The following is a 20,966-nucleotide window of genomic DNA, read 5'->3' on the forward strand; positions in this document are numbered from 1 at the left end:
TATGAATCTCGATATCGTCACATATGCCATCCCCTTCCTACTTGTCGGCGCCAAGACGACATTGCTGATTGCCCTGTTCGGAATTGTCTTAGGATTCCCGTTCGGTATCGTCGTTGGCCTAGGGCGCGGCTCGAAGAATAGGGTTCTGCGCAACATCTGCGACAGCTACTGCGCTATATTCCGCGGGACACCGATGCTGGTGCAGATATTCATCATTTACTACGGATTGGCCCAGGTAAGCTTCATTCGTCACAACCCGGTTCTGTGGTGGCTGATCGGGGAGGGCCTAAACGCGGCGATCCTCGCCGTCGTGCTGAACACCGGCGCTTACACCGCTGAAATTTTCCGTACGGCTTTCCTCTCTCTGCCCAAGGGTCTTATCGAGGCGGCCGAAGCCTGCGGCATGTCTCCCTGGCATGTCTTTACCCGGGTGAAGTTTCCGCTCGCATTGCGCCAGGCGCTACCCGCCTACAGCAGCGAGGCGGCCATTGTCGTCAAGGAATCGAGCCTCGCGTCGACGATCACCGTCCTCGAAATCACTGGATACGCCAAGAGGTTGATGAGCGAGACCTTCGCTATCATGGATATCTTTATCATCACCGCTGCCCTCTATCTCGCCATGAACGTTGTTGCTTTGACGGCATTGAAACTCCTCGAACGGCGCCTGTCGTTTGTCCGATAACCTCTCACAAGAAGGGACTTGACCATGTCTAACCTCACTTTCGTCGACCAGAACAACCTGCCGGAGCCGCGCAAGGGTCAGCCCGCGCCCGACCGGCTTGTCGAGGGAAACCCGCAGTTCCTGTCCTGGGACATCGCCCAGACCGCTGACGGCGTTGTTCGCTCCGGCGTATGGGAAGCGACGCCCGGCGCCTATCGCTCGATCAAGGGCGAGACCTTCGAGGTTTGTGTCATTCTTTCCGGCGTTTCGGAACTGACCGAGGATGGCTGCGAACCGCGCCGGATCGGCGCCGGCGACAGCTTCGTCATGCATCCCGGCTTCGTGGGTACCTGGAAGGTCATTGAGACCACGCGCAAGCTCTGGGTCTGCCGCGATTAAATCGTCACCAGCACGGTTCGTCCCATCCATTACGGTATTCGCTCATGATCCAAACTCCGCGGCATTCGGTTAAATCAACGCCCTACCGGTGGGACGACTGCATCTTTGCGTCTCTGTCGGTTCGGGATGTCGACAAGACTTGTGATGTGGCCATCGTCTGGGGTGGATATACAGGCTTGTCCGCGGCAATCGAACTGGCGCGGGAAGGTCAGCATGTCCAGCTCTTTGATCGTCAAATTTTGGGTCAGGCAGCATCCAGCCGAAACGCTGGTATGGCGAGCGGTAGCATCCGACCGGGACGCAAGGAGCTGATCAAGCGCTTAGTGAGGACAGGGCAAATGGCATCCTCATGGAAGGGAAGGCTGCGAGGCAGGATCTCTGGCATTTCCTTAAGGAAGAGAATGTCGAATGCGATTTCTTCCTGTCTGGTCTGTCGACGGAGCGATGACGGCCGACGAGGCCGAAGAGCTTCGCCGTCACGCCGGCTTCCTTCACCGCAACCTTGACTCGAGGCATTTCAGGTCGAGCGAGCGGACGTTGGAAACGTACATCGGCACGGACTGGGAATCCACCGATCAAACCAATATGGTTTCACTTTGCGTCGGTGAGCTGCCACCACTCGCCACGTTGGGGCGTTGAGTTGCAGTATCTGAACGTGGAATTGGACTTCTACGCTGTACCAACTCAAAAATGGACAAATTTATTTGGCAAACCAATTTGGTTTATATTGACACCAATAGCGAAACCAATTTTATAATGGCGTTCACTCAAGCTCGGTTGGTAACGAATGGTGCAGAACGTGAAAACACAACATACACATGACACAACCCGCCTTAGCCATTTGGAGGCGACTGCTGCAGTCGGCGATGTTCCCACTCAGCTTTTGATTGGTGGCGAATGGATCTCAGCAAAAGGGGGGCGGACTTTCGACGTGATGGATCCCGCGACCGAAGAGGTGCTCGCCGCTGTCTCTGACGGCGATATCGCGGAGGCAATTGCCGCTGTGGATGCGGCGGAAGAGGCCGCCGCCGACTGGAAGGCGACTTCGCCGCGCCGGCGCTCGGACATTCTCATGAAGTGTTTCCACCTGATGAATGATCAGGCAGAACGGCTGGCGCGCATGATCACCGCGGAAAATGGCAAGGCGCTTCCGGACGCTAGGTCGGAAGTCACCTATGCGGCCGAATTTTTTCGCTGGTATGCGGAAGAGGCTGTGAGGGCGCCCGGTGAACTCGGGCCTGCACCGGCGGGAGCGAATCAGATCATGGTAACCCATGAGCCAATCGGCATTGCCGTCCTGGTAACGCCCTGGAACTTTCCCGCAGCCATGGCAACCCGGAAGATTGCTCCCGCGCTCGCTGCGGGCTGCACCTGCATCCTGAAGCCTGCAGCGGAGACCCCTCTGACCGCGTTGGCGATCGGCGAGATCATGCGGCAGGCCGGCGTCCCTGCTGGGGTGGTCAACATCGTGACAACCACCAAGGCGGGGCCTGTCGTGAGCGCCATGCTGCATGACAAGCGGGTGCGCAAGCTGTCTTTCACCGGCTCGACAGGCGTTGGCAGGCGACTACTGCACGAGGCGGCGGACCAGGTCATCAGTTGTTCAATGGAACTGGGCGGCAATGCGCCTTTCATCGTATTCGATGATGCCGATGTGGAAACCGCCGTCGCCGGCGCAATGGTCGCCAAGATGCGGAACGGCGGTGAGGCTTGTACGGCCGCGAACCGCTTTTACGTTCAAAAGAGGATTCTGGCTGAGTTCATGCGGCGTTTCGCGGAAGAAATGGCGGCACTCAAAGTCGGACCAGGCCTGGCTGCGGATACGCAACTTGGCCCACTGATCACCGAAGCCGCGGTCGCTAAGGTCGAACGGCTCGTGGACGACGCAATTGCCAAGGGAGCCCGCCTCGTTACAGGTGGCAGCAGACTGGGCGGCGAGGGCTTCTATTATCTACCAACCGTCTTGGCCCACGTCTCTCCCGACGCTGAAATACTTCGCGAGGAAATCTTCGGTCCGGTCGCGCCAATCATTGCGTTCGATACTGAGGACGAGGTCGTCGAACTAGCCAACGATACCGAGTATGGATTGGTCTCCTATGTTTTCAGCCGTGACCTCAAGCGCGCGCTTGCTGTCGCCGGACGCCTCGAAAGTGGCATGGTTGGGATCAACCGAGGTGTCGTCTCCGACGCTGCCGCACCGTTCGGCGGCATGAAGCAGAGCGGCCTCGGGCGCGAAGGTAGCAACCACGGCATGCTCGAATACCTCGAAACGAAATACATCGCCGCGACTTGGTAGGCGCAGCCTCAAATTCGGCTCACGCTTGCAGCGGAAGCCCATTAAAGACCGGGCAGTGTCGCCGTCGTCACGGTACAGCTTGAAGGTAGGCTCCGCCCCGATAACGCTAATAAGGCTTCGTCTGTTTGATGGCGGTAAGCGATTCCCGAGATCAGCCCGCCGCCGACGGGAACGATGGTCGATGGCCACTACGACATCGTAATCGGCGGCGGGTTCACCTCTTGGCGCCGCCCGGCTCGCAAAGGCAGGTGCCAACGTCTTCGTACTGGAGGCGGAGACGGTGGGCTGGGGCGCCTCCGGCCGCAGTCACTTGAACAATGGGCTTGCGCATAGCTATCTGGCGGAAAAGGCGGAGCTTGGCAAGGAGCGGGCGATCGCGCTTTACAAGGCGCTCGATGACCGATCGATACGATCGAAGCTAAGAACGGATTGCAGCTTCCGCCGCGCCGGTAAGCTGAAGCTCGCCTCGAAAACCCCAGCACATCCAGGCGCTCGCTCGCGCAACTTCGAAGCCGTCCAAGCCGAGGTCGATCCGACACGACGTTGCTTGGCGCAGGCGACCTGAAGCAGGAGATCGGCTCTCCCTGTTCAGAGCGATGCTCTCTCGATATGGGCCGCTACGTCATGGATGCGCAGAGGCAACCAAGCGTCAAGGCGCGATGATATTCGAGAATGTCGCCGTCACCGACCATCGGCAGGCGGGCTGCGGCCATCGTCTGAAAACCAGCCGCGGCAGGTCACCGCCGATGCGGTGCTAGTTGCAACAGCGCCCATACGCCTTCGACTACTTCCGGCGCCGGTTATTGCGGTAGGCAGCTTCATCATTGCCACGCGGCCTCTGACCGAAGCGGAGATCGGGCCGCGACCGATGAAGGGGTTCGAATGGCCGGCCGTCCCGGGGGCACTTCGGAAGGCCTTGGTCCTGCATGATTAAAACGCGCTGAACAGTGTCGGCTTGGCACTTGGTGTCCCAGATTTCCGCCATTCCGCCATGATCAGAGCCCGCCGACCTCGACTCTGGAGCCGTCAAAGAAGCCCGACAGACGGAAGGGCGTGGGATCAACGCAAGGCTCATCGTTAGCAACCAGATCAGCGGCCAGGCGGCCGATGCCCGGGCCAATGCCGAAGCCATGGCCGGAGCCGCCAGCAGCCAAATAAAGGCCCTTCACATGATCGGAAGCCGAGATGACCGGTACCGCGTCCGGTGTGCAATCCACATAGGCACCCCAACTGTCGGCGACTTCGATGCCCGCTAGCGCAGGGAACTGCGCTGTAACACCTTTCAGAATAGCCGCGATCGTACGGCGGCTCGGCGTTGGGTCGAGAACGCGAGTCCGCTCGAAAGGCGAAAGCCTGTCCTTGGTCCAACTCCGCTCTGCGAGAGAAAACGCCGCCGACGCGCCAATAATGCCGCCGCCGATGACAACGACATCGGCCATTGCGGGTAGCTCTTGATCGCTCGGAATGCGTTTGAGGAGTGGAGACATTGAGACTGACCTTAATTGATCTATTCTGGACCGTTTGCTGCTGGTCCGGCGGGAGCACTTGGGGCGAGAACGGCTATCGCATCGACTTCGATGTGATAGCCGTAGTGGAGTTCGGAAACCGGAACGACGGTGCGCGCCGGACGGGCATCCCCCAGCCGTGCTGCATAAACCTGGTTGAAGCGGGGCCAATTGCTCACGCCGACAATATAGGCGGTCACCCTGACGAGATCGGCCGGGGTTCCGCCGGCAGCCTCCAGAACCGCCAGCATGTTGTCGATGGCCTGCCCCGCCTGCGTCTCGAAACTGTCGTCGGCAAGCGGCTGCGCCCCCGGCCGGATCGGCAGTTGCCCGGAAATATAAAGGTGCTGACCGGCCAGCTTCGCTTGCGAGTAATGACCCGCAGGACTGGGCGCACGATCGGTACTCACGGTTGAGTTGGACATTACCAGCCTCCGAAGCGTGGCCAGCAGGCCTCAACGGCGTGCGAGCGACCGCGGACCACATGATAGGCTGCGTGCTGCGAAGCGGTAGCGCAGGCATGGTTCGGCAGGATCCGCACCCGGTCTCCTACCGCCAGATCGGGTAGGCGCGCGCCCGACCCGGGCCGCACGGCGATAATTCCATGCTCCTGGTTCGCATCGGCAACGATGATGTCACGATAGGTATTGCCGCCGATGTCACAGACGAGACCATAGCCCTGATCGATGGCTTGCTTGCTGGTGCCACGGTCCCGCGACAGCGACATCCATCCGCCATCGGTTATGATCCAGCCCTTCTCGCGCTGGTGTCCGATAACGGTCGCAAGAACGCTGACCGCGATGTCATCCACCTGGCAGATCCCGATGCCTGCCATTACCAGATCAAAGAACACGAACACGCCGGCGCGAACTTCGGTCACTCCGGCAAGATCCTTCGCGTGATGGGCCGTCGGCGTCGAACCGACGCTGACGAGCGGGCACGGCAGGTCCGCACTGCGCAGCAACTGCGCGGCTTCCACAACGGCCAATCGCTCCGCTTCCGCATAGCGCTGCTGCGCCTCGACGCCCCCACCCTTGTAGCTGTCGCCGGCATGGGTCAGAACGCCACGCAGCTCGGCACCTGCCCTAAGCACCTGCCCGATCTCCAGCAACTGGGCATGGTTGGAGGGTACAACACCCGAGCGGTGGCCGTCACAATCGATCTCGATCATGGCAGGGATGCGCATTCCCGCGGCCCGGGATGCCTCGGCGACCGCCTGTGCCTGCTCGACAGTGTCCAGAATGACCACGAGATCAACGCCCTTGGCGCGCAGCTCGGCGACACGCGCGAGCTTCGCCGGTGCAATGCCTACCGCGTAGATCATGTCGCGAACGCCTGCGGCCGCGAACTGCTCGGCTTCCTTCAGCGTGGAGACGGTCGCCGGCCCCTCGGGCGCGCTCATGAACCGCCGGGCCACTTCAATCGACTTCGCGGTCTTCAAATGCGGTCGCAGTGACACGCCAAGGGCATCAAGCCGGCTCCTGAGCCGCGAGACATTCCGGTCCATCCGGTCCGCATCCAGAACCAGACAGGGCGTTTCCAGCGCCTCAAGACTGGTCGTGGCGGCCGGGGCGGGCGGGTCGATAGTCGCTAGATCCATGTGTCTGGTCTCCAAATTCGAAGTTCACCTTGCCGCCAAATCGTAAAGATGGCAATTAATGATCGGTGAAGGTTCGATTCAGGTTCGCGTTAATACTGGCGCTGCAATACCACACGCGTCAGCCTGAATCCGCCGGAGCACTTCGCACTCCGTCTGGATCTCCAACCGCAGGTTTGAACTGCCGGAAAAAGCGCCATTGAAAGCTGCCGTTCCAATGGTAAACCCTGCAGCACCAGACCGCACGACCGCCGCCATCCTTTCGGCGCTGTCGATCGATCCGGCAACAACCACAGGCTTGTCGACGGCCTCGCACACGCGTGTCATCAGCTCTTCGACATCGCCGTTGAAGCGATAGGCGAGCAGATCGAGACCGCTGACCCCCTTGATCGCCGTCAACTGCCGGGCACTTTCCACAATTGTTTGGATCGTCCCTTCGAGCTTGCTCGGATGACCGACGATCTTGCCGGGGAAAGGATAGTAGCGGATATTCCTGCTGGCGATAAGCGGCAGGACGACATTCGGTCGGGTCCCACCCATCAAGATGTCCACGCCGAGGTCGATTGCGGCCTGCGCGGATCGTCGCTCGCTCTCCTCGTCGAGGCTGACCACTTCTAGGTAGAGCGTCGCACCCGATGCTTTGATTGCTGACGCAAGGTCCAAAAGTTTATCGAACGGCAGGCCAATATCCTTGAAACCCACATGCGTGATGCCGGCGGCAAGCACCTCCTTGAGGCGATCAGCCGCGTCGGCAACGGTCCGGTCCTGGTTGGTCAGCATGAAAATGAAGTCGGGGGAAGTCCGGGGCATCGAAAGCGCTCCTAGATTGCGTTGAGAAGCAGCGCCTGGTCGAAGGCGTAGCGAAGAGAGGAATGGTCGGCCGTACCTTGGCCTGCGATGTCGAATGCGGTGCCGTGATCGACGCTGGTGCGGATGAAGGGCAAACCGATGGTAACGTTGACGCCGTTGTCGATACCGAGATACTTGACCGGAACGAGCCCCTGGTCGTGATATTGCGCGACGACGATATCGAACTCGCCCTTGCGGGCCCGCATGAAAATCGTATCTCCGGGCCACGGACCGGACGCGTTTATTCCAAGCTCCTGAGCTCGGCTGATCGCTGGTGCGATAATGTCGAGATCTTCGCGTCCGAACATGCCGTTTTCACCGGCATGGGGATTGAGGCCGGCGACCGCAACGCGGGGCGAAGCAATACCATAAGCTTTGACTGCCCTGTGCGCTAATTCGATCGTTGTGAGAACCGAATCCTGCGTCACGCGGTCGATCGCATCGCGTAACGAGACATGGATCGTAACCAGAATGACACGCAGTTCGTCGTTTGCCAGCATCATCGCGAACTTGTCGGTCCCCGACCGTTCTGCAAGGATTTCGGTATGGCCGGGATAATTGAGCCCACCCTTTTTCATTGCTTCTTTGTTGATCGGTGCAGTAACGATTGCCCTAATGTTGCCTGCCAGTGCTTCGTCGATCGCTCTCACGACATAGTCGTAGCTGGCGCGGCCAGCGCGAGCGTCGACCTGACCGATCGGCAAATCGTCAGGTAGATCCGAAACTTTGAGGACGGCTATGAGTTTGCCGTCTGGGACAGCCTCATCGACTGACGTGATGGGCTGCACCTGGAGCGGAAGATCGAGGAGTCGAACAGCACGTTCCATCACCTTGGCGTCACCAATCACCACCGCATGCTCAGGCAGGCCGTCCGCAAAAATGCGTGCGACGATTTCCGGGCCGATCCCACAAGGATCGCCCATGGTTATTCCGATAGGCTTCTTCATCTCTTATCTCCAAGCCAGAGGCCCCGAAGCAATTCGGCTGATTTCAGCATGACATTCGACGAACCAAAGCCGCCTGCCTTTGTGATGATGTGAATGGGATGCGATCCGGTCGTGCGCCCGAGCGGAATTCCAGGCTCGATCTCACCCAAAAGTTCGAGTGAACCAATTTCAAGTATACCCAACACGGATTCGGCAGTGTCGCCGCCGGTCACGAAGAGCCCGGTCACGGGATAACGCTCCATAACCATGCGCACCGCCTGACCAAGAGCGATCGCAATGGATCGAGGATCGGCCGACGTGCCGCGTTCAGACGTTGTTAGGATGACATCTCCGGTTGGCCCCGATTGGCTGTACTGCGCAACGGCGCTTTCGGCCGCGAGAACCGGAGAGCGAGACGCCTCCTCGGAGTCGACGACGATCTGCCCGACGTTGTCGTTGCTTCTCAGCCTTGAGCATTGCTCGCGGCTCAGAGGATTGACGCTGCCGATGACAAAGAGATTGAGTGACGCCGTGCGGGTCGATCGTGCGGTGTCACCAGCTGGGCCAAAATAGTCCGCCAACGCAGTCGCCAGACCCGGCGAACCGCACCAAAGGATGGATTTTGGATCCGCCGCCGATTTCACCAGAAGGGCCAGATCGTCCTGCGTTGCTGCATCGGCTATCAGTAACTTCCTGCCATCCGCGACAAGTTCGCCGGATTTCAATGCGCGAACTTCCGCAAGCCCAAGAAAACGCACTTCCGCGTCAGGAATCCCCCGGAACAGGGCGCGAAGATGAGAGTCTGTTATGGGGTGGAGCGGGTCTCTTGCAAATTCGGTCTCCTCCAACGGCACGCCACGAAGAAGCTGCCGCCCTCCTTCAGTGGTTCGCCCACCCGCCGGGAAGGCCGGAGCCACGATTGCAACGGCCCGACCGGAAGCCGCGCGTGCAGCGGTTATTTCCGCTCCAACGTGCCCACGAATGGTGGAATCAACGGTACTGTAAAGTATATCCGAGGCCGCCAGGCTTTTTGCGGCCAGCGTCGCCCGATCGACAGCGTCCTCAACGGATACTGCACGGCTTGCCTTGTTCACCGAGATAATCGCGGCATTTTCCAGAGGCGATCGCTGATGATCGGTGAAGACAAAGCATCTGTGCCCCATGCTCACGAATGGTCCGGCGCCATCTGTTGCGCTCGTCAGATCGTCGGCGAGAATTCCTACCTTCAAAATCGCTCTCCCGTCGGTTCTCAATGATGCGAGAAAGTATTAGCGCTATTGCCTCCGGCGAAAAAACGATGAATTCTGACAGAATTCCGTCACTTCAAGTTACAGATATGGCCGCACGAGTCCCCTCATTATCCACACTGAGAGCCTTTGAATCCGCTGCCCGTCATTTGAATTTCGGTCGTGCCGGCGATGAATTGTTTGTCACACACAGCGCCATCAGCAAGCAAATCCGCTTGCTTGAGGAAGACCTTGGAGTGGCTCTTTTCGAACGAAGAAACAGGGCCGTTTTCCTCACCGATCCGGGGCGACGCCTTCTTGTTACGATGAGCGAGGTGCTTCGCCAGATCAGCGATTGTTGCGAGGTCATAAGAGTCGGCGGTTCGGCACCGCTGGTGGTCTCTTGCGAGCCGACATTCACGCAGCGGTGGCTAATTCCTCGCCTTCCGCAATTCAATGCACTTCATCCGGATGTCGAGGTTCATGTATTGGCCTCTGGTGGTCCGGTGAGCTTCGACAGAAGCCATATCGATTTGGCACTACGGAGAAGCGATTTTAGCTGGTCGCCCGGGCTCTTTGTGGAAACGCTAGTGGAAGAACGTGTTAGCCCTGTATGCGCGCCACGCCTGTTGGCTTCCGGCGAACATGAAATTCTCTCCTTGCCTCGCATCCATTCGGCCACGCGTCGAGACGCGTGGGTACGATACATCGCCGATAATCAACTCGCAGATCCAAATCCACCCGGCAACCAGGTATTCGAACATTTCTATCTGAGCATAGAGGCGGCAATCGCTGGCTTAGGTGCTGCAATCGGTCCCGAGCCGTTGGTAGCCGATGCTTTGGAAAGCGGGCAGCTGGTGGCGCCGCGGGGATTCTCCGGCAACGGCTATAGCTACATCCTGTTGAGCCGCCTTCCCTTCGAAGGCGATGCTAGAAAACGTAACTTCCTCTCCTGGCTTCGCGCGCAGTTTGGCCCATGAGGCGCGCAGTCTGGTCAGCTCCCTGAGGCTGATACTCTGCTTCGTGAGATAATGTGCTAGATGAGCGACATGGCGGAGATCGCAACCTTGACGGTCACTGGGACAGCATGCGTCGATACCATGGTCGCGCAAAGTTCAGATGCTGGGGCCTAGTATGTTTGTTCTGGCTTCAATGATGTGGTCGTACATATTCCGCTCAGCCTCTCTGCTGTCACGATCTTTGATTGCATCGAGAATCGCCTGATGGCTGACGATATACGCTGTCATGCGCTCAGAGGTCAGCGATTGTTCTTTCATTTTTCCCCAGAGGTTTCCCGCCCGTACTGCGTGAATACCTTCATAGAGCGAGGCAAGAAGACCGTTACGCGCGGCCTGAACGATTATGCGGTGAAAGACAGCGTCCCATTTCTCGAAATCGCCCAGTGATTCCGACGTGTTGCCTCGAACGATTGACTTCTGCATTTCTTCGATTTCCTGCCTGGTCGCCCGCAACGCTGCCAGAGCGGCGATCTTGGGTTCTATGATAAGCCGAGCCTCGAAAACTTCCGCCGGATAGGTGCGCAATGCGCTTCCTTCATTGCTCAATGGGCGACGAAGGGCGCTCGAACTTACCCCGCTGCCGGCGATAAAGGTCCCCCTGCCAACATGCCTGATGAGGCGGCCTTCCTTCTCCAATGCACCAAGCATCCTTCGAAGGGCGGTGCGGGGCATCCCAAGTTTCAGCGCCAAGTCGCGCTCAGGAGGCAATCGATCCCCTGGCTCCAGACCTTCCGCGTCAATGAAATCCTTCAACACCAAGCTCATGCGCCGCCCTCCAACAATTATTTGCGCAACCAATTTGATCTATATTGACACCAATGGCAAGACCAATCCCTATATCAACCCGCGGATCACCGCTCTAATGGTAGCAGATGGCGCTGAAGGCCCAGTGGACAAACGCAGGCAGCAAGAATAGGGCAGCGACAAAACCGCGAACGAAAAGCTGCGTTGAAAAAGGGAGCTAAATCGATGGCCACAAAAATCGAGGCTGTTGCCATAAATGACGCAGCGCTGTCGGTGCGTGGCCTGACAGCCGACCTGCCGAAAGGCATGGCACGCGCTCATGCCGTCGAAAATGTCTCGTTTGAGCTCGAGCGTGGTCAGATCCTTCGCATTATCGGCGAGTCACGGTCAGGCAAGTCGGTAACGGCGAACACGATCATGGGACTCTTGCCCAAGATCATTCCAGTCACGTCGGGGGCGATTAATCTTGGCGGAACGACCATCGTCGGCGCGCCTGAAAAAAAATCGCGACAGCTGCGCGGCCGCGTCGTGTCGATGATCTTTCAGGATCCGCTTTCAGCGCTTACCCCGCTAATGACAGTCGGCGAGCAGGTTACCGAAGTGATGGCGGCCCATGGTGTGGGTACGAAAGCGTCGCGGCGGGACCGCGCGCTCGAGTTGCTCTGCCCGACCCGGAACTCATGTATCAGCAGTACCCCTTCCGGCTTTCGGGTGGTCAGCGCCAGCGACATTCAGCGTCGCAAGGATATGAGCGTCATGTTCATACCCCACGACTTCGGTGTTGTGGCTGAAATCGCCGACAGCGTCGTGGTTATGGACAAAGGGCGGATCGTCGAACAGGGAGGCGCCGACCAAGTTCTCAAATCCCCAGCCGCCCTTACACGCAGCGCCTGATCGCTGCCGTTCCGCACCTCACCGGCGAAGACGGAAAGCTCAAGGCGCAGAAAAGCGATGAGACGATTTCCGTCGGTCAATGGATTGTGCAAGACCTATCGCAGCGGCAGCGCGCTGTTCGGCAGCCAGCGAGTCGTGCCTGCTTCAGCCGCCGCTGCCCAGCTGGGGCAATATGCTGAACGGCGTGCAGCAATATCTGGGGACCGCAACGTGGCTGGCGACCATCCCCGGGGCGGCCATAACGATCGCTGTAACCAGCTTCAACTTCATCGGCGACAGGTTGCGTGATGCGCTCGATGTTCGCGGGGATCACAACTAAGAGAAGCACCATTTCGCGCGACACCCAAAAGGCCGTTTACCCGCACGTGAGGTCGGCGGAACAGAGTCTGCGTCGCCGCCACTGCACAGCGTTGGGAACGTCTGTTTCGCGACGGCTAATGAATGAGTTTTTAGCGTTCCCGTCAGGAATGATCGGAGCACGATGCCAGAGGAATGGAGACTATGCCGGTCCAGGTTCAGAAAGTAAGTGATAGCGCCTCTTTTCCAACCGAGGTTGACGTCGTCGTGATCGGGGCGGGGATCGTGGGTACTTGCACGGCCTATGAGCTCGCCCGCAAAGGGGTGTCCGTTGCTCTGCTTGAAAAGGGCATTGTCGGCGGCGAGCAGTCAAGCCGCAACTGGGGATGGGTCCGCCAGCAGAACCGCGATATCTACGAACTGGCCCTCGCCATGTACAGTCTGAGGCGCTGGGAGGAATTGGGCACCGAGATAAGCCGCGATCTTGGGTTTCGTCGAAGCGGGATACTTTACTGCACCAAAAACGAGGCGGATGTCGCCCGGTGGGAAAAGTGGGGCCAGGCTGCACGCATTCAGGGATTTCACAGCCAGATACTCAGTGCTTCCGAGGCTAACGAGCGGACTTCGGGTGGCACATCCTCCTGGGCCGGCGGCGTTTGGTCTCCGACCGATGGGAGAGCGGAGCCCAGCCTCGCTGTGCCTGCCATCGCCGAGGCCGCGAAGGAAACCGGGGTATCGCTCCATCAGAACTGCGCCGTTCGGGGCCTCGACATTGCAAACGGCCGGGTAACAGGAGTGTGGACGGAACGAGGACTTGTGAAAGCGAGCACCGTTGTTTGCGCTGGGGGAGCATGGGCTTCTCGCTTTTCGCATCGCTATGGCATTGAGCTGCCGGTCGCAAACATCTCCGGGACCGCGATCAAAACGACCCCCGCGCCCGAAATCATTCAAGCAGGATGCCTCTCGGCTTCAAACTTCGTGTTGCGGCGTCGGACAGACGGCTCCTACACGGTTGCCGTGCCGGGACATGGTACGCTCGACATCACGCCGCGGGGAATGCGATACGCATTCAAATTCTACCAGATGTATCGCAGCAAGATCAGCAAGAAGCTCAAATATCGCCTCAACAGCAGCTTCTGGAGTGGTCCAGATGCGTTCGGTGGTTGGGAGAACGACGAGATCTCGCCGTTTGAAAAGAACCGCATTCTCGATCCAGCGCCAGACGCTGAACTTGTCAAACTCGCCATCAGGAACCTTGAGAGCGAGTTCCCGGCGCTCAAAGGGATTGGGGCCGAGCGCGCGTGGGGAGGGCTCATCGATACCTCTCCGGACCTCGTTCCCGTTATCTCAACAGTGGAGCAACTGCCCGGTTACGTGATTGCCGCGGGCTTCAGCGGACACGGCTTTGCTATCGGGCCGGGGGCCGGTCGGCTGGTAAGTCAGATCGTCCTGAATGAAACGCCGATGACAGACATCTCACCCTACAGGCTGAACCGGTTCACCGATGGTTCGGTGATCAGACGTCCGGAAATGATGTAGCCCCGACCGCGGGTGTAACTCGAGGTACTGTTTGTCACCTGGCCATGCGCGAGACGCCGAAACCCACAACTGCGTGCGGGCTATAAAACCGGATCAGAACTGACATCAAGGTCCCGTCGAGTTTTGTGGTCTCAACTGTGATCGAAAAAATTTGGCGCAACAGGTGATCGCGAACTAGGCCGTGAACTCATTAAATCGAGGCTGACAAGAAATGCACGAGCTTCCGGTCTCCAAGACCGTCACCGACACCGCTAGCGCGGTCCACTACGACGTCGTCACCAAGTTACTGTCGCCGATGGGACAACGGTGAAAGTGACGGGCGGGTAGAACGTGGGCGCTTGCTGAAACGAGTGGGTACGCGCGACATTTTCTGTCGGCGTCAGGTTGATGCGATCATTGGAGAAGCGCGCTTTGGGTTTCTTCGACCCAACCGTCCGCTTTTATCTCTTTGAAAAGTTTAAGAGCGCTGTGTAGCAGTCGCTCGGCTTTATCTCTTTCAGTCGCGAGTTCAAATTTGCCAAAAGCAAGCAGGCTCTGGGCGAGCTCGGGCCGGGACTGGATTTTCTGAAGAACGGCAATACTTCGACGGAACTGCCCGTCGGCCGATTGGCGATCGCCGTTGGCCTCGTAGGCTTGGCCGAGTGCGCGGTGAGCAGCGCCGATCTCAAGCCTTGCAGTGACGCGCTCCGCGAGCTCCAACGCGCGTTCCGCAGATTGCAATCCCGCTGCAGCATCGCCTTCGGCAAGCTGCAATTGGCTCAGTGCGATATGCGGATAAATTTTGCAGAAATCGAAATCCAGGCGGCGCGCCGCCGTCTTCATTGCCGGCTCCAAAAAGGCTCGGGCATCGGAAATGCGGTTTAACTTCAAACAGGCGATGGCGGCCCAACCCGAAGCCCATAATACGACGTTCCACATCCTGTTTTCCCAAGCTGTCGATAAATTCTCGTCGACAACCCGGACTGCGCGGTGCCAAAGCCCCTTATAAAACCAAGGCTCCGCTTCCATTGCAAACCACGAGCGCACCTCCAGGCTGTGGGTAAACGCTGCAATCTCTCGGGCCATCTCCGCGAACTGCAGAGACCGTTCCAGCCTGCCGGCGCGAGCATTGTTGCAGCGGCCTGCGCCTGCGGCGAATTTACCGAGCTCTTCCAGAGCTCCGGCTTGCTTCAAGAGCTTGACGGCCTTTTCGATCTTCCCGAGCGATTCCTCAAGCCGTCCGGTATTGCCCAGGAAGTAGGCGTAACGGCGCGCGACCTGGGCCTGAAGCTCAGCGTCTGCGACACTGGCACGCCGCTCTGCGGTCGCCAGCAAAGACTCCTCCCGCCAAGCCATTCCCTTGAACGACTCCAGGCGTGCCAAAGCCGGGACATTTCCCTCAGCGAGTTCAATTGCCTTGTTGATCTGGTGAAGCGCCTCAGCGCGCTCTCCTTCAGTCGCGTATCCCTCCCCGCCGCTTGCGATTTGGGCCAGGACGGTTTCGAGGTAGGCTTGGCGGTACTCCGCGGTGTCGGGAAGGTGTTCATGAGCATGGATGGCGCGCCGGTAATGCTCGGCCGCCTCCCAACCAGCTGATCGGCTCTCGGCTTTCGCCGCAGCCAGAAGCCGGAAATTCAGCGACTCTTCCCACGCATGCGCACATTCGTAATGATGCGCCAGCAATGCGGGATCGGTGTCCAGCGACTGTCTGAGCGCACCCGCGACTCGCTTGTGCAGCTCTCTCCTCGTATCACGAAGCAAGCTGCTATAGGCAGCATCGTGAAGAAGCGCGTGCTTGAAGACGTAAGTCGCTCCCGAGGCGATTTGTCGGGAGACCAGCAGCCCGGCCTCTACCAGCTCGTCCAGAGCATTCTGGAGCGCAGCTCCGTTCAGGTCGCATATGTGCCCGAGGAGCTCGGTCGTGAACTCGCGACCAATCGCAGCTGCGGTCTGAATGACCGGCTTTCCCGTGGCCAGCCGGTCGAGCCGGGCCATAAGCAGGTCCTGAAGCGATGCGGGCACATCCAGCTCGAATTCACCAGTGGCAGTTGGTTTGCCGCTTCGTGTCTCGATGAGGGTCCGAGCCATCTCCTCAAGAAAAAGCGGGATGCCATCGCTCCGCTTGACAATCTCCTCAACTAGGCGCTCCGGAAGCAAGTCATCGTTTGACAGCGAATTTAGCATTTTCTCGCAGTCACGCTTGCTGATGCGATTCAACATCAGCGTCGTGACATGAGGCTGATCCGACCAGGGCACGCGGATGCCGGGGCGAGAGGTGACCAGCAGCAGAACCGGCAGGGACTCTACCCTGTCGACCAGCCTGCTGAGAAATTCGAGCGTGGACTGGTCGCACCAGTGCAAGTCCTCGAAGATGAGAACTGAGGGGCCGTTGGCGCAGGAGTCTTCCACGAGGCCCGCAAGCACGTCATAGGTTCGCTCCGACTGTTGGGCCGCATCGAGGCTCGGCGACCCCTCTCCTCCATTCTTCGGAATTGAGAGAAAGGTAGCGAGGACCGACAATTGCTCCTTGGTGCCGTGAGCGGACATCCGGAGCATCGCAGCAAGCCTCCTCAACTTTTCGCCAGGATCGAGGTCCGGCCGAATGTCGGCCGCCTGCTCAAGCTGCATGGCCAAAGGGTGAAACGCTCGGTCCGTGTGAGAAGGCGAGCACTGGTACGTCAGACGCGTATGCGGCCGGTCGAGGAGGCCGGCCCGCAAGGCCTCGCAAAGCCGGGACTTGCCGATGCCGGGCTCGCCCGAAATGAGGACGACCTGGCCTTCTCCTGCTTCTGCCTGCTGATATCGTTTCATAAGCAGTTCCACCTCATCGTCACGCCCGATCAGCGGCGTACGAAGTCCGCCGTGCAGCGCCTCAAAGCGCGTTTCCTTGGGCTCTTTGCCGGTCACGCACCAAGCGCACACGGGCTCCGCAAATCCCTTCAAGGACTGCTCGCCAAGCTCGGTTGTCTTGAACAGATTGCCGAGCAGCTTCCGCGTGCTCGACGCGACTACCACAGTCCCAGGCTCCGCGACGCTTTGCAGGCGCGCCGCCAAATTCGGCGTTTCGCCAACCACAGCTTGCTCACGTGCCGTACCTGCGCCGGTCGTTTCACCGACCATTACAAGGCCGGTTGCGATGCCGACACGAGCTGCAAGGGGCCGTCCTATTGCGGTGTCCAACGTTGCCACTGCCGATGTTAGTTCGAGACCCGACTGGACGGCGCGCTCAGCATCATCCTCATGGGCGCGCGGCCAGCCGAAATAGATCAGGACCCCATCGCCCATAAACTTGGCGATGTGCCCATCCCATCGCGCGACGACTTTCGTGCAGCTTTCGTGATACACACGGATTGCGTTGGCTAGGTCCTCGGGGTCGAATTCCACCGAGAGAGGCGTCGAACCCACGAGGTCACAGAACATCACCGTGAGCTGGCGGCGTTCGGCTGACACTCCCTCCGGGGACCTAGCACATGCGACGGGTTCCGCGACAACTTCCTCATGCCGCGCATTGTGGGTCCGTGAAAGGTCGGCGATCGCATCGAGAAGCCTCCGGCGATCGCCGACCGTGGCAACGCCCATCTCCTTGAGGTCCTCCCCCGTTAAGCGGGGTAGCACATCGCGATCGATTTTGTTCCTGGCGAACGCTTCCGCGTACTCCGCAAAACCTTGGCCCTTCAGCCACTCGGCGATATCGTGCATGACCGTTCCTCGACTGGCTACGGTCCATTCCAAATGAGCGTCATTCCTAGTTCGCGCTATGTCGGCCGCAAGTCAATAGTCTCCGTCGGACCGGCTCACTGTCAGTTCCAAATTGGTGCTAACCCCGGAACGCAGGACGAGGCCTTGAGTGGGGCGCTGATGTGGTCCTCGTCCGTAAGTTGGTTTGAGCATGCGATATAACTTAGCGACTCTGAATGGCGCGTCACTGCGCCGATGCTCCCGAACAAGGCACGCGGCATACCCCGTGTCGACGACCGGCGCATTCTCAACGGCATCTTCTGGGTCTTGCGATCGGGTGCGCCGTGGCGCGATCTGCCAAAGAACTATGGTCCCCATACGACCCGTTACAATCGCTTCGTTCGCTGGCGGCGGGCTGGCGGCTGGGATCAGATCAGGGATGCACTGGCGGTTGCTCACAATGCGGGCGTGCAGATGATCGACACGTCAGTCGTTCGGGTCCACCAGCACGGGGCCTGCATCGCGAATAACCGCGATCAACAAATGGGCCGTTTACGTGGTGGGCTGACAAGCAAGATTCACGCCGTCGTGGACGCCAATAGTCTGCCGGTGCGCATTGGTCTTACGCCCGGTGAGGCTCACGACAACCGGCTGTGTTCGGTTCTCCTAAGCGGGCTGCATCCACAGCTTTGGCTGCGCGTTTTATGAGTTCACGGCCTAGCCGCCGCAGCGGCTCTTACCGCGATTGTCCAAGCAGCAACGGCCGCCGATCTCGCCAAGAGCCAGGCCTTTGCAAGCCGGCAGCAGACCTATGCTCCGGTTTATCAGTATCCCATCTACAAAGGTCGGGTCGCCGTCATGGACGGTCGGACCCTCTGGTATCCTCAGCATGCGCAGCGCGTTCGCCTCGTCGACATCGACACCTGCGAACTCCCGCAACTGGACCCCAAGTGGGTGAACCGCGAACGGCAAAAGGGTCCTTCGCCCGTTCCATGCGGCGCGCTTGCAAAGGCCTGGCTGAAGAGGACGGTAGGGAACAAGCCTGTCGAATGCAGCGTCGTAACCTACGGCAATGATGGCATCCCTGAGGCTCGCTGCACTGCGCGCGGGCGCGACCTTGCCGCGGAAATGCTGCGGGTCGGTTGGGCGCGTGTCGCCTCGCCCTATCCGGCGAGCAGTCAATATCTGGCCTACCAGAACCACGCCATGGCGGCGCGCTATGGGATGTGGGCGACCTATGTCCTCGACATGAACGAATGGCGCCGAAAGTCCGTCGATAAGAGCCTCGATCGCCGCCCGATCGCCGATTTCAACCTGCTGGCGGAACGCGAGAGCGAGATCTCGCCCCCCTTCATTGACGCTCGGAAAAAGCCGAAAAGGACAGACCGATAGTTGCCGGACTTCGCCCATATTGCGAATGCCTTCGCAACCGATCCATTGGCGGGCCCGTTGCTCGCCATAGCATTTTCGTTCGTTCTGCTGATCCTGTCCGAACGTCTCTGGTGGATTCATGGCGCTTTCGGGCTCCTGTTACTGATCGTCTCGATAATCTTCCACGATCAGAGACATCTCTCCTTCGACAGCTTCCTGGTCGCGCTCTTCGCCTTTCCTCCCCTGTGCCGGGACATTCCCAATCAGCCACTGCTGTTTCGCATCGGGATCTCCTGGTTCGCAGCTTTTGCGCTCATTGCCGCCGTGATCTCCGCCGCGGGCGACCGAGTGCAGCATGTCACACCGATCGACGAACAGCTCGTCAATCGGGCGTTTTCAGTCGCAACCATCACGAGGATGACCTGACATGAGACACCTGCTTTATACCGCCACCGGCCTTGCTGCGCTGGCGTTGGCCCCCACGGCGGCAAAGGCGCAAGATGCAGAATGGGGCTGCCAGATTCTCCTTTGCGCGGCATCGCAAAGTCCCTCCTGGCAGGGCGTTCCTTATTGTGTTCCGCCGATGAAGAAGCTCATCAGCGCAATGGCGAAGCCGGGATTCGATTGGCCCGTCTGCCACCAAGCGAAAGCCGGCGAACCAGGACGGGAAGAATACGAAGAGTGCCCCAAGGGAAGCAAAGTCGGTTACAGCCGCGATCGCGACGGGTTTCGCGGCGAACCAGACCAATGCGTCAAGACCGTCGATGTTTGCAAGGAGCGTCGGGATCAAGGCTATCGTCGCTTTAACGAGAGCGGCGGCGACAAGCGCTGCATCAACGAAGTCGCAACTCCTCGTCCGCGACGCGAAAATCCGTGGTTCTTCGACATCCCGAACGACAGGGGCGTCAAGGAGCGCTTCTGGTTTAACCTCAACACCTGACAACGAGGATCCCGCATGAACCAGAATGTTCTACTCACGATCGCAGCCAGCGTTGGCCTGGTCGCCGGCGCCGGCGGCACTTGGTTTGCGACGTCAACGTCATCCAAAGAGGTCGAAGTCGTCTCTAAGGAGGTGATTGCTGCTTTCATCAAGGCTGATCCATCCCTCTGCCCGATCCCTACCGTCGTGGCGCCCACGCAGGCTGAAGCACTATCGGCCTACCGCAAGGCTTACGCCGCGTCCCCTCTCGTTTGGGATAGGGAGAATTTGCCGGAAATCACGCTAGCGCTGGGTCAGTGTGACAAGGCGAGCTCAGGTCCCGGCGTCGCGTGCATTACCTCAGTCAAGGTGGGATCCCAGGCGCAGCCCCTTGATCGGATCGTTGGCTTCGCCAAAGCAGCATCCGGCGAGTGGATTGCTACCCTCAACTGAAAGAATAAGCCGCCTCGATGGCGGCTTTACACTTCTCAGGTCGTACCTATGACAGCGGCCATCTCGACGGTTTTCAAAGTCCGCTTCGTCGCCATCAGATACGCAGCAATATAGGTCAGCTTGAGTTCTGCTTCCCGATCGTCCCGAGGTTCGTGACGGACAATTTTGATCCTGGCCGCCTCTTCTTCTCTGGTCACATCGAGCAAAGCGTTGACATAAACAATGCTGCTGACGTCACCGCCGGTCCGGCGCCCGTCCCATTCGCGCACCGCATCAATGATCGCCAATTGTGCCGCGATATGCCGCTCCATCATCGCCTTCAGGCTCGATCCCACTTTCAATTTTCCCGTTTCTGTCATCGCACCCACTTTTCCAGGCTACGCGGTCACTCCTTGTCCTCCCGAAATCGAAGGGAGGGCAGGAGCCCTGCTCCTGCTCCCGAGCTTGCGCGGAGCAGCGGAAGAGAGGGGGACAAGCTGAAAACCGGAAGGGGTATCGCCCACCCGTAGGGCCGGGTCGGATAGAGCAAAGCGAATCCGACCGGTGCTGCAGGCCGAAGGCCGAAGCATGGGGAAGGCCGGTTTTCTGCTTGTGGGGGAGAGAGGGCAGAGCTC

Annotated in this window: 18 protein-coding genes and 5 pseudogenes; 14 read left to right on the top strand and 9 right to left on the bottom strand. The window is 59.2% G+C overall.

Annotation, left to right across the window (positions count from 1 at the left end; translation table 11 throughout):
- Position 1: 1 nt before the first annotated feature.
- The 5 genes and pseudogenes from A3AY_RS0118810 to A3AY_RS37940 form a co-directional block, all read left to right on the top strand.
- The gene (locus A3AY_RS0118810; protein ID WP_018327220.1) at positions 2–682 is read left to right on the top strand and encodes an ABC transporter permease; all 681 of its coding nucleotides are present in this window, start codon (positions 2–4) and stop codon (positions 680–682) included.
- Between the two features lie 24 nt (positions 683–706).
- Complete coding sequence (locus A3AY_RS0118815) at positions 707–1,060, top strand: cupin domain-containing protein (protein WP_018327221.1); 354 nt, start codon at positions 707–709, stop codon at positions 1,058–1,060.
- Between the two features lie 44 nt (positions 1,061–1,104).
- Positions 1,105–1,566 carry an FAD-dependent oxidoreductase gene (locus A3AY_RS37935; protein WP_234913216.1) on the top strand — a complete coding sequence of 154 codons (462 nt, stop codon included), beginning with the start codon at positions 1,105–1,107 and terminating at the stop codon, positions 1,564–1,566.
- 281 nt (positions 1,567–1,847) lie between these two features.
- Complete coding sequence (locus tag A3AY_RS0118825; protein ID WP_026203606.1) at positions 1,848–3,356, top strand: NAD-dependent succinate-semialdehyde dehydrogenase; 1,509 nt, start codon at positions 1,848–1,850, stop codon at positions 3,354–3,356.
- A 174-nt stretch (positions 3,357–3,530) separates the two neighbouring features.
- Positions 3,531–4,212, top strand: a pseudogene (locus A3AY_RS37940) (NAD(P)/FAD-dependent oxidoreductase); the annotation flags it as partial.
- Positions 4,213–4,351: 139 nt separating this feature from the next.
- Here A3AY_RS37940 and A3AY_RS0118840 read toward each other — a convergent pair.
- The 6 genes and pseudogenes from A3AY_RS0118840 to A3AY_RS0118865 form a co-directional block, all read right to left on the bottom strand.
- Positions 4,352–4,726 (bottom strand): annotated as a pseudogene (locus tag A3AY_RS0118840) (FAD-dependent oxidoreductase); the annotation flags it as partial.
- A 137-nt stretch (positions 4,727–4,863) separates the two neighbouring features.
- On the bottom strand, positions 4,864–5,286 hold the full coding sequence (locus tag A3AY_RS0118845; protein WP_018327226.1) for a RidA family protein: 423 nt from the start codon (positions 5,284–5,286) through the stop codon (positions 4,864–4,866).
- Complete coding sequence (locus A3AY_RS0118850; protein WP_018327227.1) at positions 5,286–6,461, bottom strand: DSD1 family PLP-dependent enzyme; 1,176 nt, start codon at positions 6,459–6,461, stop codon at positions 5,286–5,288. Before A3AY_RS0118850 ends, A3AY_RS0118845 begins: the two co-directional genes overlap by 1 nt.
- A 78-nt stretch (positions 6,462–6,539) precedes the next feature.
- Positions 6,540–7,268: a beta/alpha barrel domain-containing protein gene (locus A3AY_RS0118855; protein ID WP_018327228.1), complete on the bottom strand. Its 729-nt coding sequence runs from the start codon at positions 7,266–7,268 to the stop codon at positions 6,540–6,542.
- A gap of 11 nt (positions 7,269–7,279) precedes the next feature.
- Positions 7,280–8,254: a 4-hydroxythreonine-4-phosphate dehydrogenase PdxA gene (gene pdxA / locus A3AY_RS0118860; protein ID WP_018327229.1), complete on the bottom strand. Its 975-nt coding sequence runs from the start codon at positions 8,252–8,254 to the stop codon at positions 7,280–7,282.
- Positions 8,251–9,462 (bottom strand): four-carbon acid sugar kinase family protein, encoded by a 1,212-nt coding sequence (locus tag A3AY_RS0118865; protein ID WP_018327230.1) that lies wholly within the window; start codon positions 9,460–9,462, stop codon positions 8,251–8,253. Before A3AY_RS0118865 ends, pdxA begins: the two co-directional genes overlap by 4 nt.
- Positions 9,463–9,530: 68 nt before the next feature.
- Here A3AY_RS0118865 and A3AY_RS0118870 point away from each other — a divergent pair, with 68 nt between their 5' ends.
- Positions 9,531–10,439 (top strand): LysR substrate-binding domain-containing protein, encoded by a 909-nt coding sequence (locus tag A3AY_RS0118870; protein ID WP_026203608.1) that lies wholly within the window; start codon positions 9,531–9,533, stop codon positions 10,437–10,439.
- A 135-nt stretch (positions 10,440–10,574) separates the two neighbouring features.
- Here the strand turns inward: A3AY_RS0118870 and A3AY_RS0118875 are convergent, their stop codons facing one another.
- Complete coding sequence (locus A3AY_RS0118875) at positions 10,575–11,243, bottom strand: FadR/GntR family transcriptional regulator (protein WP_018327232.1); 669 nt, start codon at positions 11,241–11,243, stop codon at positions 10,575–10,577.
- Between the two features lie 204 nt (positions 11,244–11,447).
- Between A3AY_RS0118875 and A3AY_RS35515 the strand changes: the two are divergent.
- The 3 genes and pseudogenes from A3AY_RS35515 to A3AY_RS0118885 form a co-directional block, all read left to right on the top strand.
- Positions 11,448–12,260: pseudogene (locus A3AY_RS35515) on the top strand (ATP-binding cassette domain-containing protein); the annotation flags it as partial.
- Positions 12,259–12,435, top strand: a pseudogene (locus A3AY_RS37945) (peptide ABC transporter permease); the annotation flags it as partial. The pseudogenes A3AY_RS35515 and A3AY_RS37945, both read left to right, overlap by 2 nt.
- Before the next feature lie 182 nt (positions 12,436–12,617).
- On the top strand, positions 12,618–13,952 hold the full coding sequence (locus A3AY_RS0118885; protein ID WP_026203609.1) for an NAD(P)/FAD-dependent oxidoreductase: 1,335 nt from the start codon (positions 12,618–12,620) through the stop codon (positions 13,950–13,952).
- Positions 13,953–14,345: 393 nt separating this feature from the next.
- On the opposite strand, the gene A3AY_RS35520 is transcribed toward A3AY_RS0118885, so the two are convergent.
- Positions 14,346–17,630 carry an ATP-binding protein gene (locus A3AY_RS35520; protein ID WP_018327235.1) on the bottom strand — a complete coding sequence of 1,095 codons (3,285 nt, stop codon included), beginning with the start codon at positions 17,628–17,630 and terminating at the stop codon, positions 14,346–14,348.
- A 201-nt stretch (positions 17,631–17,831) separates the two neighbouring features.
- Here A3AY_RS35520 and A3AY_RS35525 point away from each other — a divergent pair.
- From A3AY_RS35525 to A3AY_RS0118915, 5 genes and pseudogenes are all read left to right on the top strand, one after another.
- Positions 17,832–18,317, top strand: a pseudogene (locus A3AY_RS35525) (IS5 family transposase); the annotation flags it as partial.
- A 36-nt stretch (positions 18,318–18,353) separates the two neighbouring features.
- Positions 18,354–19,001, top strand: a complete 648-nt coding sequence (locus tag A3AY_RS35530) for a thermonuclease family protein (protein ID WP_051108370.1) — start codon at positions 18,354–18,356, stop codon at positions 18,999–19,001.
- Entirely contained in the window at positions 19,002–19,406 is a 405-nt protein-coding gene (locus tag A3AY_RS39740) for a hypothetical protein (RefSeq protein WP_018327238.1), read from the top strand.
- Position 19,407: 1 nt separating this feature from the next.
- A complete protein-coding gene (locus tag A3AY_RS39745; RefSeq protein ID WP_018327239.1) occupies positions 19,408–19,920 on the top strand; it encodes a hypothetical protein in 513 nt (170 codons plus the stop codon).
- 15 nt (positions 19,921–19,935) lie between these two features.
- Complete coding sequence (locus A3AY_RS0118915) at positions 19,936–20,352, top strand: hypothetical protein (protein WP_018327240.1); 417 nt, start codon at positions 19,936–19,938, stop codon at positions 20,350–20,352.
- Positions 20,353–20,387: 35 nt separating this feature from the next.
- Here A3AY_RS0118915 and A3AY_RS0118920 read toward each other — a convergent pair whose 3' ends face one another.
- The gene (locus A3AY_RS0118920) at positions 20,388–20,711 is read right to left on the bottom strand and encodes a hypothetical protein (protein ID WP_018327241.1); all 324 of its coding nucleotides are present in this window, start codon (positions 20,709–20,711) and stop codon (positions 20,388–20,390) included.
- Positions 20,712–20,966 lie beyond the last annotated feature (255 nt).

Source organism: Rhizobium giardinii bv. giardinii H152 (assembly GCF_000379605.1).
GTDB lineage: Bacteria > Pseudomonadota > Alphaproteobacteria > Rhizobiales > Rhizobiaceae > Pararhizobium > Pararhizobium giardinii.